Annotated in this window: 14 protein-coding genes and 1 pseudogene; 12 read left to right on the top strand and 3 right to left on the bottom strand. The window is 69.3% G+C overall.

The annotated features are described in order from the left end of the window. Positions 1-1,746 (bottom strand): annotated as a pseudogene (locus tag VFF46_RS05745) (PD-(D/E)XK nuclease family protein); the annotation flags it as partial. Between the two features lie 148 nt (positions 1,747-1,894). Here VFF46_RS05745 and VFF46_RS05740 point away from each other — a divergent pair. From VFF46_RS05740 to VFF46_RS05705, 8 genes are all read left to right on the top strand, one after another. Continuing rightward, positions 1,895-2,287: a VOC family protein gene (locus VFF46_RS05740; RefSeq protein ID WP_325035961.1), complete on the top strand. Its 393-nt coding sequence runs from the start codon at positions 1,895-1,897 to the stop codon at positions 2,285-2,287. Positions 2,288-2,386: 99 nt separating this feature from the next. Beyond that, positions 2,387-5,119, top strand: a complete 2,733-nt coding sequence (locus tag VFF46_RS05735; protein ID WP_325035960.1) for an FtsK/SpoIIIE domain-containing protein — start codon at positions 2,387-2,389, stop codon at positions 5,117-5,119. Beyond that, a complete protein-coding gene (locus tag VFF46_RS05730; protein ID WP_325035959.1) occupies positions 5,116-5,793 on the top strand; it encodes a hypothetical protein in 678 nt (225 codons plus the stop codon). Before VFF46_RS05735 ends, VFF46_RS05730 begins: the two co-directional genes overlap by 4 nt. Before the next feature lie 17 nt (positions 5,794-5,810). Next, positions 5,811-6,071, top strand: a complete 261-nt coding sequence (locus tag VFF46_RS05725) for a hypothetical protein (protein WP_130388988.1) — start codon at positions 5,811-5,813, stop codon at positions 6,069-6,071. A gap of 7 nt (positions 6,072-6,078) precedes the next feature. Beyond that, the gene (locus VFF46_RS05720; protein ID WP_325035958.1) at positions 6,079-7,392 is read left to right on the top strand and encodes a hypothetical protein; all 1,314 of its coding nucleotides are present in this window, start codon (positions 6,079-6,081) and stop codon (positions 7,390-7,392) included. Next, positions 7,392-7,865, top strand: coding sequence for a hypothetical protein (locus VFF46_RS05715; RefSeq protein ID WP_325035957.1), 474 nt, complete (start codon positions 7,392-7,394; stop codon positions 7,863-7,865). The genes VFF46_RS05720 and VFF46_RS05715 overlap by 1 nt, the downstream gene beginning before the upstream one ends. Before the next feature lie 417 nt (positions 7,866-8,282). After that, complete coding sequence (locus tag VFF46_RS05710) at positions 8,283-8,528, top strand: hypothetical protein (protein WP_325035956.1); 246 nt, start codon at positions 8,283-8,285, stop codon at positions 8,526-8,528. Further along, positions 8,525-8,914: a hypothetical protein gene (locus VFF46_RS05705; protein WP_325035955.1), complete on the top strand. Its 390-nt coding sequence runs from the start codon at positions 8,525-8,527 to the stop codon at positions 8,912-8,914. The genes VFF46_RS05710 and VFF46_RS05705 overlap by 4 nt, the downstream gene beginning before the upstream one ends. 98 nt (positions 8,915-9,012) lie before the next feature. On the opposite strand, the gene VFF46_RS05700 is transcribed toward VFF46_RS05705, so the two are convergent. Beyond that, entirely contained in the window at positions 9,013-9,324 is a 312-nt protein-coding gene (locus tag VFF46_RS05700; RefSeq protein ID WP_325035954.1) for a hypothetical protein, read from the bottom strand. 202 nt (positions 9,325-9,526) lie between these two features. Here VFF46_RS05700 and VFF46_RS05695 point away from each other — a divergent pair, with 202 nt between their 5' ends. Both VFF46_RS05695 and VFF46_RS05690 read left to right on the top strand, forming a co-directional pair. Beyond that, on the top strand, positions 9,527-10,516 hold the full coding sequence (locus tag VFF46_RS05695; RefSeq protein ID WP_325035953.1) for an NAD-dependent epimerase/dehydratase family protein: 990 nt from the start codon (positions 9,527-9,529) through the stop codon (positions 10,514-10,516). A 12-nt stretch (positions 10,517-10,528) separates the two neighbouring features. Further along, positions 10,529-11,020, top strand: a complete 492-nt coding sequence (locus tag VFF46_RS05690) for a metallophosphoesterase (protein ID WP_325035952.1) — start codon at positions 10,529-10,531, stop codon at positions 11,018-11,020. Positions 11,021-11,103: 83 nt separating this feature from the next. Here VFF46_RS05690 and VFF46_RS05685 read toward each other — a convergent pair whose 3' ends face one another. After that, positions 11,104-11,259: a hypothetical protein gene (locus VFF46_RS05685; RefSeq protein WP_166677970.1), complete on the bottom strand. Its 156-nt coding sequence runs from the start codon at positions 11,257-11,259 to the stop codon at positions 11,104-11,106. A 36-nt stretch (positions 11,260-11,295) separates the two neighbouring features. Here VFF46_RS05685 and VFF46_RS05680 point away from each other — a divergent pair, with 36 nt between their 5' ends. Together VFF46_RS05680 and VFF46_RS05675 are read left to right on the top strand one after the other, a co-directional pair. Then, positions 11,296-11,910 carry a hypothetical protein gene (locus tag VFF46_RS05680; RefSeq protein ID WP_325035951.1) on the top strand — a complete coding sequence of 205 codons (615 nt, stop codon included), beginning with the start codon at positions 11,296-11,298 and terminating at the stop codon, positions 11,908-11,910. A gap of 69 nt (positions 11,911-11,979) precedes the next feature. After that, the coding region (locus tag VFF46_RS05675; RefSeq protein ID WP_325035962.1) for an exonuclease domain-containing protein at positions 11,980-12,133 on the top strand (154 nt) is incomplete at its 3' end.

The following is a 12,133-nucleotide window of genomic DNA, read 5'->3' as shown; positions in this document are numbered from 1 at the left end:
ACCCGCCGAGAACGCGACCAGCAGATGCCGTTGCTTCTCGTCCAGCCGATCCCGGAACGACGCCAGCTCCGGCGCCGCCGCCTCCCGCACCCGATGGGGGAGCAGCGCGTCCTCGTGCACGCGCCCCGGATACAGATCCTCGGACAGACCCACGACGTACACGATGTCCGCCGCCAACCCGACACTCGCCGACAACGGCGCCACCAGCACGCCGGTCCCGAACGTCCCGACCCGCGGAAGCGACTGCTGCAGCTCCAGATCGAGGACGTCACGCAGTACGGCGAGACTCGCCGGCGTGCCGAGTTCGTCGAGCGTCGACAGGCCCTTCAACGATTCCTCGACCGCAGCGGCCGCGTACTTCTCCTCGGCGGGCAAGGACGAGTAGTCGCCGAGCAGATCGTGGAAGAGCTGCAGCACCCCCGCCGACAAGTCGAACCACGTGTCGAGCGAGGCCAGCTCGGTCAACCGCCGCCGCAACGTGGACGCGAACGCGTGCAGCCGCTCCGCGGTGGTCGCGTTGTACTGCGCGCGCCGCACCGCAGCAGGTCGTGGATCGTCGGCCGCCTCCTCCTGGTCGGCGGTCCGTCGCTCGGACTCGGCGTACCGCGCCAGTCGGGTGTCCCAGTCGTCGCCGCGCACCACCCCGGCCGCCCGCGACATCCGCTCCCACTGCGGCACCGGGATGCGGTCGCCGCCGAAGTCGCGCGTCGGCGCGTTCGCCAGCGCGCGGAACACGTCCGCCCGTGGCAGATCCTGATCGACAAGCGCCAGTACTTCGAGCAGCGTCCGGGCGATCGCGCGCTCGTGCACCGGACGCGTGCCAGGACCGTTGACCTCGATGTGCGCGGCGGACAGATGCTCGTGCAGGAGACGCGCGTACGGCGAGGCGGCGGCGTACAGGACCGCGATCCGATGCGCGGGCGTCTGCTCCAGCGCCGACACCACGTCGCGGACCACGCACCGCACCTCGTCGTCGGCGTCGGACGCGTTCAGGATCTCGGTGGCGACCGGGTAGTTCTTCGAGATCGAGGTCGGCAGGTCGATCCCGATCCGCTCGAGTGATCGGCGGACGGCACGGTCGGCACGGCGGACGTCGGTGAGTCCGACGATCACGGTCAGATCGGCCGCGGCGTCGCCGAGCGCCGCGACGAACGCGGCCTCGGACTGCGTCAGCTCCTGCGGGAGATACAGCACGAGGGCGCCGAGCTCGTGGACCGTCGACGACGTGACAGCGGACGCGGCCGCGCGCAGCAGGTCGGTCGCGTCATACCAGTCCGTGTCGAGCTCGGTAGTCACCTGACGGTGCAGGCGGATCAGGTCGGGGCCGAGCGCAGACGCCTCCGCGACCTTGTCGAGCGCCGGATCACTGAGGTCGCGAAGCTCGTTGTGTGCGGCAGCAAGCGCTTGAATCGTCGACGGGTGCTCCGCGACCTCGGCGAAGATGCCGGGCGCCTTCGCCAGCGCCGTACGCCAGGTCGCGGCGACGATCGGACGGGTCGCGGGCCGTCGTGGCGCGAGCAGCCCGGCGGCGATCTGCTCGGCCAGGCGCTCGAGCGTCGCCAGGTACAGGCCGCCGATCGGCTCGCGAGCGAGATGCCGGCGGGCGATCACGCCGGACAGGTTGTTCGGCAGCAGCAGGGTGACCGGCGTCATCGGGTCGTCCGCCTTCAGCCGCGCGACGACGGCCTGCAGGCGCTCCAGAGCCGCGGCGCCGTACGCCGTGCTCTCGATCCGCGTGCTGCTCATCAGCAAAACTCCCGCCGTTCGACTGTCATCGCAGACGGTAGCCCCTGCCACGGACAGAAAGATGAAGGGGCGCGAAACGCCAAGGTTTCTGCGGCACCGGCGGCGGCCCTCCCACAATGGAGAAATGACCGGCGCCGATAATGCTCCGATGGCTGCCGCGGTGCATCACGTCGAGATCTGGGTCCCGGACCTGTCCCGGGCCGTTGCGAGCTGGGGCTGGGTCCTCGGCCGGCTGGGATGGAAGGACGGTGACGGCTGGCCGGGCGGGATGACCTGGACCGCGCCGGACGGCAGCTACGTCGTGGTCGAGCAGAGCCCCGCGATGTCGGCGGCCGAGCACGACCGGATGCGGCCCGGGATGAACCACCTGGCGCTGAACGCGGCCAGCCGCGCGGAGGTGGACGGAATCGTGTCCGAGGCCGGCGGGCGCGGCTGGACGCTGATGTTCGCCGACCGGCATCCGTACGCCGGTGGGCCGCAGCATTACGCCGCCTTCCTGCACAACGACGACGGCTACGAACTGGAGATCGTCGCCCCTTGAGACGACTGATACCTGGAGTGACCACTGGGGCCAGTGGTGTGACACGATTACCCGACGCAAGACGTAGTCGCGGGGCCAGGTTGTGGAAGGACGATGCTCGTGACGGAGAAGCCTGACGGGGATCCGGTGGGACCGGAAATCCTGGAAGCGCGGATCCGGGGGTTGCAGCACGCGCTGGGGCAGTTGCTGGACAACGCACGCCGGTTGACGTACGGCGAGCACCAGCGTGCCGTGCAGCTGCATCGGCAGTTGCAGGAGCAGACCGCGGCGGCCCGTCGGGAGTCGCGGTCGCTGGTCGACGCGAAGACCGCCGAGGCGCTGTCGGAGGCGGAGCCGAAGGCGCGGCTGCTCGCCGACCGGCTGGCGCCCGGTCTGGCCGCGATCCCGCCGAACGACGCCCGCTGGCGTTCGCGGCAACTCGTCGGCGCCGGCGTCCCGGCGTACGTCCGCGTCGGCGAACTCGACGCCGGTACGCCGGTGGTCGCGCCGCTGCTGCGGACGAACGGCTGGAAGGTGACCGGCGACCGCAACGAGTCCGCGCGCCGGCTGCTGCAGAGCATCGCGCTCCGGCTGGTCGCTGCCGCGGAACCGTTCCGGCTGCGGGTGGACGCGTTCGACCCGAAGCTCACCGGGATGATGGGGCTGCTCGGCCATCTGACCACGAAGTACCCGCAATTGGTGCCCAGGGCAACGCATACCGCGGAGCAGCTGCACACGGTCCTGTCCGGTCTCGTCGACGTGTCCTCGCTGCGGGCCAGCCGGCAGGCGCAGCTCGGGCACGAGCGCTTCGAGGACCTGCTGAAGGAGACCGGCCAGGTCACCGATCCGTACCGGGTGGTGATCCTGTTCGACTACCCGTTCGGCATCGACACGCTCGCGCAGCGCGACCTGCTCCGGCTGGCCGCGACCGCGGGCAAGCGCGGCATCTGCTTCCTCGTGCACTACGACGCGTCGACGGCGGCCGACCTGGACGTCGACTCGAAACAGTTGCTCGATCTCCTCAATCCGGTTGCCATCGTCAACGATCGGGTCGAGGTCGCGCAGCTGCCGCCCGCCCGGCTGGATCCGCCCTTCGACGCGAACGTTGCCGCCGGCATCTGTGACGTGATCGCCGAGCAGGCCGAGATCGCCGTACTGCCGACCATCGACTTCGAGCGCACGCTGCCGGACCGGTCGACGTGGTGGCAACCGGTCAAGGACGAGATCGGCACGGTGATCGGGTACGACGACCGCACGCCCGCGCTGGTGCGGTTGCGCAGCGGCAACCCGGCGCTCCCGCACGTACTGGTCGGTGGCGCCGTCGGCCAGGGCAAGTCGAACCTGCTGCTCGTGATGATCCACGGTCTGGCCGCGCGCTACTCGCCGGCCGACCTGGAGATGTACCTGCTCGACTTCAAGCATGGTGTCGAGTTCTCCGCGCTCGGGCCGGGGCCCGATCGCCCGCACTGGCTGCCGCAGATCCGGGTCCTCGGCGTACACAGCGACCGCGCGTTCGGTCTCGCCGTACTGCGGCATCTGTCCGACGAGCTCGCCCGGCGCAGCGAGATCTTCAAGTCGCACGGGAACGTCGCCGACCTCGCGGAGCTCGCGCCCGGGCCGGAGCGTCCGCCGCGGATCCTCGTCGTACTGGACGAGTTCCAGGTGCTGCTCGAGGACGACGACGAGCTCGCCGACGAGGCCGCGAAGCTGCTGGAGCGGCTGGTGCGGCTCGGGCGCGCGTACGGCGTCCACGTGGTGCTCGCGACGCAGACGATCGAGGGCGTGAAACGGCTGTCGACACGGCGGGACTCGATCTTCGGGCAGGTGCCTTACCGGATCGCCTTGAAGACGACGCCCGCCGATTCGCAGGCGATCCTGCGCAGCGGGAACACCGCGGCCGCCGAGCTGCAGTTCCGCGGCGAGGCGGTGCTGAACGCGAACTTCGGGTCCCCCGACGACAACCAGCATGTGCTGGTCAGTTTCGCGGACAAAGCCGTGCTGGACTCGTTGCGCGCGGAGCTGTGGACGCGCGCCGGTTCATCGGTCCATCCGCCCCGGGTGTTCCATCTTGCCGAGCCGGCCCGGTTGACGGACACGGCGACGGCGGTGCAGCCCGAGGCCGGGCGGCCGTGGACCGGGTTGCCGATCGCGGTGACGGAGGAGCCGGTCGCCGTCGAAGTACGGCCCGAGCCCGGCGCGGGGGTGTTGGTCCTGGGGGATGGGCCTGCTGACGCTCTGGGCGTGCTGACCGGGCTGGCCGTGTCGACGGCGGCAGGTGCGGTGGAGCCGCCGCGGTTCGTGTTCGTCGACGGTACGAACTCGGCGTCGTCCGTTGCCGAGGGCAAGGACGCGTTGGTGCGGGTACTGCGGGAGCTCGGCTGCGAGGTCGAGACCGTGGACAAGCACGACGACATCGCGCCGCGGCTGTTCGCGCTCCGGGACGCGATGCGGAACGGGCAGGCGGGCGGTACGTACCTGCTCGGGTTCGGGTTCCACGGCGTCCCGCGGATGCAGGTACACGCCGAGGGGTACTTCGAGAGCCCGGCGAACGCGCTGCAGGAGATCGTGCGCGACGGGCCGGCGCAGGGGCTGATCACGTACGGCTGGTGGAACCGGCTGCACGTGTGCACCGAGCAGCTCGGGTACGGCCGCGGGAACGTCGCGACGCACCTGTTCCTCCGGCACCCACAGGACGGCGTACGCGCGGTCGCCGGGCCGCTGGTGCGCTGGGCGTCCGAGCCGCACCGGGCGTTGCTGTGGGACGGGCTGCATCCCGAGGCGCAGGTCGTCGTACCGTTCGCGGCGCTGCGCGCGGACGAGGTCGAGCGTGCGGTGGAGTTGGTACGGCGATGAAGAGTGACGAGCAGGTGTGGTCCGAGTACGTGCGGGCGTTGCGGACCGTCGCGATGGCGCGGACCGACGCGCAACAGGCGCAGGACCGGGTGACGGCGCACAAGTCGAAGGCGGAGGCGACCGCCGCGGCCGAAGCCGACGCGATGGCGGAGCGCGGGCGCAAGCTGCAGACCCGGCTGAACACGCTCGCCGAGAAGGCCGCCGAGAGCCTGCAACGCGCCGGGCTGCCGGCCGAGGGCAAGCGGGCCAACCACAGCCTCCCCGAGATCCGCGCGCTGAACGACATCGAGACCGTCGCCGCCCGGATCACCGAACAGCTCGCCGAGTCGGTCGACCAGCTGGAAGAGCTGCGCACCTCCGCCCGGCGGCTCCAGGAGCTCCGCCGGCGGCGTACCATCAGCGCGGTCCTGGCGCTGGTCGGGTTCGTCCTGGTGTGGGTGTTCAGCCGGTCGTTCCTGGACGGAGTCGAGGCCGCCGCGATCGCTGCCCTGACGATGCTGGCCGCGTCCCGGGTGCTCGGCCTGCCGCGGCTGCCCGCCGCGCGCTGGTGGGGCTGGGGCGGCGCCGTGCTGGTCTTCGTCGTGATGGCGGCCGGGCTGCCCTGGTGGCTCGGGATCCTGGTGCCGGTCGTGGTGGCAGGTACGGCGATCGTGCTGCCCAAGAAGCGCAACTAGTTTGGGAGTGGGTTGAGGTGTCCGACGTACTGCGGCTCAAGGAACAGCTGCACCAGGTCTCGATGGAGGCCAAGCAGGCGGCTGGGGGACTGGCCGGGTTCAAGCTCCGGTTCACCCAGCACAGCCAGCTGGTGGAGAGCCTGATCGCCGGCACCGCGACCGGTATCGACCGCGACATCACCGAGATCCTCGAGGCCGCGAGCAAGGCGGTGGAACAGGCCGCCGAGGCCCTCGAGATCGCCTCCGCCGGCTGCAAGAACTACGCCGACCAGATCTGATCCTCAGGTGCCATCCGAGCTGCAGCGGGTCGCCCGCGGCCTGGTCGACTGCTTCGACGAGATCCCTCGCGTCGTCGACCAGTTGTTGCGTACGGCGGCCCGCTGCCGCGAGAACGCCCAACTCGCCCTGCTGGCATCCCGCGGCCAGGCCACCGTCGCCGCCCAGCAACTCGACGCCGCCGCCCACGCCTGCGAAGCCGCCGCCCACTACCTCTCGATGGCCCCACCCAAGGCCCGCGGCTGGGCCGAAGGCCTCGTCGGCGACGGCGGCCCGTCCACGAACCGCCCGTCGTCCGACTCCGCCGACCGCAACAAGCCGACCAGCGGCACGGGTGTCCGGATCCGCACCACCCGCCTCACAGCGACGTACGAGAATCTGGAAGTTGCCGAAGACAACGAACCGCCGCTGGTGACTGTCGCCCGCAAAGCCTTCGAGAAGTTCCGTCCGGCAGAGAACGACGACGAGCAGGACCCCCTGGAACTCGACATCACCGTCACCGAAACCGGCGAACTGATCCTCGAAGAACGCAACGAAAAAGAAGAAGCCAAACGCGAGGAACGGCTGACCCGCGACTTCGAGTTCATCCCGGACCGCGACGACGAGGACGAGCCTCCCGAGTACGAGGAACGCGACGAAAAGGAAGAGGCGAAACGCGAGGAGCGCCTCACCGCCGACCACGAGATCGACGCCGACCTCACCGAGGCAGTCAAGGCCCTCCTCGCCTCAATGCCCCCTGACCACCAATGGCAACACGCCACCATCACCATCACCACCGACACAGCCGAAGCCACCTTCGACCACGCCGAGGCGCCTGAGTTCGCCCCGATCGTTGTCGACATCGGCGTACCAGCGGCTCCCAGCTTCGATCCGGCATTCGACGTCCGGCCTCTGGAGTCGGACTTCACCCCGGGCTTTCACGATCCCGCGAGTACGTTCGATCCACGGGAGCGCGTGATCGCGGAACGGCTGGCCGAGAACGGGTGGCGCGTCGACGCCCGCCTCGCGGATCACGACACACGCAACAAGAAGAACCCGGATGTGATGGTTCGCAAGTCGGGCTCGAGCCGCGGGGTCGTCGTCGGGTTCAAGACACCGGAGAGCCGAAGCAACAGTGCGCTGAAGCGGAACATGAACACCGGCAGCAAACAGGCGGGAAGCGATGGCGAAGTGGTGATCGACGGCCGTCCGATCGGCCTGTCGGAGGACGACGCGAGGCGCGCCTTTCGCCGAGCCTGCGGGCAGCCCGGGTCGAGGGTGGCGGCCCTGGTGCATGTGCTTCTCGGAGATGGGCGCATCGTGACATTTGAGAAGGAGACCTGATGGCTGACAGCGATGAGATCTTTCTGGCATTGTCGGGCCCGTTGGAGACGGCGGCAGAGCAGGTGGCGCGGGTTCTGGGGCTTGAGGCCAACGGGGATCTGCGAGCTGAGACGGGTGAGCTGCAGTACAAGGTCCGGGCGCGGACGTCCGACGGCGTGATGGGCATCTACATCGGTCCGAACACGTTCCAGCCGGAGCCCGGCGAGGCGCAGGCGATGGATGGGTACGGCGTTGTCGTCGACGTCCAGTACCGGACGCACAAGCCTCAGCAGGCCGAGGAGGCGCGGCTGATGTTCGAGGCGCTCGTCGAGGGGTTGCCCGACATACCAGCTTTGTTGTCGCACAACCTGGTGATGCTGGTGGCGGCGTACCTGCCGGAACGCGGCACGCACACGTTCGAGCCCGGCATCACGCTGGACGTCGAGGACATCGACGTGTGGCGGCCTTGGGTTGTTGCCGATGTCGACGACTGACTGCGTCTTCCTCGCGGTATGGCGTGGACCCCAGGAAGTGGGGGACCCCTGGGTACGCACCTGATGTCGAACACACGGACGCCTCGACGGGAGGAGTCCTGACGCTCCATGTCGGACAGGGATCTGCGAGCTGAGGCGGGTGAGCTGCAGTACAAGGTCCGGGCGCGGAATCTTTGCGGAGGAAATATTGCGCTCGGTGGCAGGAATGTTCCGGAAAGCGGGCGGGCCGGGTGCGACGCCGGTTGGGGGCCTCACGCGGTGTGAGATTTTTCTTGAGAAGTTGCGTCATGAACGGTTGGGCGGGCCGTCACTTCCTGTGAACCCATCCCCACAGGGAAGTGGAAGTGATTGACGTGAAGGGTTGTCTTGCGAGGTCGCTGATGGGATCCGGCTCGACTCGGTGCCGGGTGTATTGACATGGGCGAGGGTGATTGTCCGCGGCCGGTCGCGGTGCGGGTGGAGCGGCGGCGGGTGCGGGTCTGGTTCGGGGACCATGTGGTCGCCGACTACCGGGCCGAGGCCGAGTTGGCCGAGCGGTACGCCGACGCCATGTCGCGCAGGTTCGCCGGGTTGCGGGTGACCAGCGAGCCGCTGTCCGACGTCGATCCGGGGCCGGACCGGAAATTGCCGGGGGAGCGGCTGTGGGAGGTGGCGCCGACATGAGTTCGCGTCGCTTCCGGCTGATCCGGCATCAGGACGTCTCCGGTGTCAGCGGCACCGGGCCCGTCGCCGAGGGCGTGCAGTTCACCGACGGGGCGGTCGCGCTCCGCTGGTACGGCGATTATCCGACCACGACCGTCTGGGACGGCATCGACTCCGTCGTCGCGATCCACGGTCACGGCGGGGCCACCGTGGTCGAGTGGCTGGACCCCGAACCAGGGCCCGACCCCGACCTCAAGCTGCCGCCCCGCGAGTCCCTTCGACCCCGTCCCTGGCCGGACCTGCACTCGGCCGCCGAGCCGCAGGACCCGGACCCGTTGCACTCCGAGCGCGATCCCGGTTCGTTCGGCGCGGCACCGCCCTGGTCGTCGCGCCGCGTCTTCCGCTGAGGTATCCGATCCACCGGTGCCGGGCTTCATCCCCCTCCCCGGCACCGGTCACCACAGGTACGGCGTACGCCCGGGCGAGCCGGTGTACGCCGTACCTGTCAGCGGTAGTTCATCTCCGCCACCTGGTCGAGGTTGTAGAACGTGCCGGGGCCGTCGCAGAGCTCCATCATCCGCTCCGAGAACTCGGTGGTGTCGGGGCGCCGCGAGTTCTCCATCGCCTCCTCGTAGGAGTTGAACTCGATGATCGCGAAGTAGCGTCCTGCCTGGTCGCGGTCGGCACAGGTGAGCCCGCGCACCGGCGCCGGCCCCTCGTTCTCGGCTTCGCGCTTGGCACGGAACTCCTCCATCAGCGCCGTGATCTCGTCCGGTTTCGACGTCCGGTACTCGATGATCTGAACGAAACCTGCCATCTCTCCCCCTGGTTGTGAATCGACACTCACCCCTGGGTGTCTCCTGCTCCGACACTGCGCCCGGATCGCCTGTGTGGCAAGGGCTGACGGCTTACCGTGACCTGACGAGGGCGGCGGATCACACGCCGTTGTTCCTGCCCTTGTTTCTGCCCTCGGCAGAGGTGGCTGGGAATTGTCGGCGGCGCCTGATTTGCTTGCCCACATGGAGATTCTGATCCTCGGTGGTACGGCGTTCCTCGGTCGGGAGATCGCGGCGCAGGCGCTCGCGCGTGGGCATGCGGTGACGTGTGTGGCGCGTGGTGAGAGCGGCGCGGTCGCGGACGGCGCGACGCTGGTCGGCACCGATCGAAGCCGTCCGGATGCCTACGACGCGGTCCCGGCACGCGACTGGGACGCGGTGTTCGAGGTCTCGTGGCAGCCGGGTTTCGTGAAGGGCGCACTGGCCGCGTTCGGCCCGCGGGCGAAGCACTGGACGTACGTCTCGTCGGGGAACGTGTACGAGAAGTTCGACACCCCCGGCGCGGACGAGTCGGCGGTACTGCGGGAGCCGCTCGAGCAGGACGTCGCCGCCGCGGAGCAGTACGGCGAGGCGAAGGCGGCCTGTGAGCAGGCGTCGCTGGATGCGGTCGGGGACCGGCTGGTGATCGCCCGTGCGGGGCTGATCGGCGGCCCGGGGGACACGAGCGACCGGGCCGGTGCGTGGGTCGCGCGGGCGGCGCTGGCGCCGGAGGACCCGCTGCTGGTGCCCGACACGCCCGAGCTGCCGACGGCGGTCATCGACGTACGGGACCTGGCCGGCTGGCTGCTCGACAACGCGGAGCGGGGGCGGACCGGGACCTTCGACACGTACGGGCCGGTTGTGCCGTTCGGGGAGTGGATCGCAACGGCGCGCGAGGTCGGCGGTCATAGCGGGCCGGTGGTGCTGGCGCCGCGGGAGTGGCTGGAGGAGCAGAAGGTCGAGCAGTACATGGGTCCGGAGTCGCTGACGATGTGGATCACCGAGCCCGGGTACGAGGGCTGGTCGGAGCGCAGCGGTGCGGCCGCGGCGGCCGCGGGGCTGACGCACCGGTCGCGAAAGGAGTTCATGGTGGACACGCTCGCCTGGGAGCGCGGGCTCGGCCTGGACCGCGAGCGCCGCGCCGGCCTGAGCCTGACCAAGGAGAAGGAGTTGATCGAGGCACTGAAGGCGTAGAGAGTGAGGCGCATGCGCCTGGTGCTGATCTCGGACACTCATCTGCCGGTGCGGGCGAAGAAGTTGCCCGCGGCGGTGTGGGAGGCGGTCGAGGACGCCGACGTTGTCATTCATGCGGGTGATTGGGTGAGCGTCGGATTGCTGGACGAGTTGGAGTCCCGCGCGGCCCGGTTGATCGGGTGCTGGGGCAACAACGACGGGCCGGAGCTACGGGCTCGGCTGCCCGAGGTCGCCCGGGTGACACTCGACGGGTTGTCGGTGGCCGTCGTCCACGAGACGGGTTCGGCGAAGGGCCGCGAGGCGCGGTGCGAGGCCGAGTACCCGGGAGTCGACCTGCTCGTGTTCGGGCACAGCCACATCCCGTGGGACACCACGAGCGCGGGCGGACTGCGGCTGCTGAACCCGGGATCACCCACGGATCGTCGACGTCAGCCGTATTGCACGTACCAGACCGCGACCATCACCGATGGCCGGCTGGAAGAAGTTGCCTTACACAACCTTTAGACGCAGACGGCCGGGCACGTGTGGCCGGCGCCGTACCACCGAGTTACGGCGCGCCCACACGCGCCCGGCCGACGTTGGCCGGGTCAGGCGTTCGCTGCTTCCTTGACCCTGGTCTTGAGGCGATCGCGGACCTCTTCCGGCGTGTACGCCCGGCGCTTGCGCTCGCCCCGTGCGACCACAACGCCCGTGGCAGCCACGCCGACGAGCCCCGCAAGCCCTACCACCTTCCATACCTTCATGCGCACTAACCTAGCGACGTGAACAGCCGGATTTCCTTGGATGACGCTACGGAACTGACACGAACAGGTGACATTTGGCTGTTCCGTGGTGCGAGTGCGGCGGATCGCGCGATCCAGCTGACCACGAACAGCCCGGTCAACCACGTCGGAATGGCGATCGTCGTCGAGGACCTGCCTCCGCTGATGTGGCACGCGGAGCTGGGTCGTTCGCTGCCGGACATGTGGACCGGTACGCACCACCGCGGCGTACAGCTGCACGACCTGCGCGACGCGGTACTGGTGTGGGGCAACAAGTACGGTCAGCGCGCTTGGCTGCGGCAGCTCGACCACCCGGTGACTCGCGAGCTGGAGGACGCCGTACTGAAGACGGTCGCGCGGCTCGACGGTACGCCGTTCCCGTCGACGGCGCGGCTCGCGTCGCGATGGGTGCGTGGGCGGGTTCCAGCGGTACGCAAGGGTTCGCGGGAGCTGGAGCTCGAGTCGGCGTACTGCGCTGAGGTGGTGGCGTTGACGTACGAGGCGATGGGACTGCTGCAGGGTCGCCAGCCGAACTGGTACGACCCGGGACGGTTCTGGAGTGGGGACGGACTGCAGCTTGCCCACGGCGCCGAGCTGGGTGCTGAGATCGCCGTCGACCTCCCGGAATCCTGAGTCTTCAAAAACTGTCGGCAGCCTGTGATTGGGTTGTTCCAGTCGGTTATTTGACCGGAGGAGGCCCGGATGTACGCCGTCATCGACACTGAGACGACCGGCCTGCTGCCGAGCCATCGGCATCGGGTCATCGAGATCGCGGTCGTGCTGCTGGACGCGCGCGGACAGGTGGAGCGCGAGTGGGTCACGTGGCTGAATCCCCAACGGGACTTGGGTCCTCAGC

It is taken from the genome of Kribbella sp., from assembly GCF_035655035.1.
Lineage (GTDB): Bacteria > Actinomycetota > Actinomycetes > Propionibacteriales > Kribbellaceae > Kribbella.
Note: the sequence above shows the minus strand (reverse complement) of the source record. Positions and strands in the feature narration are given on the sequence as shown.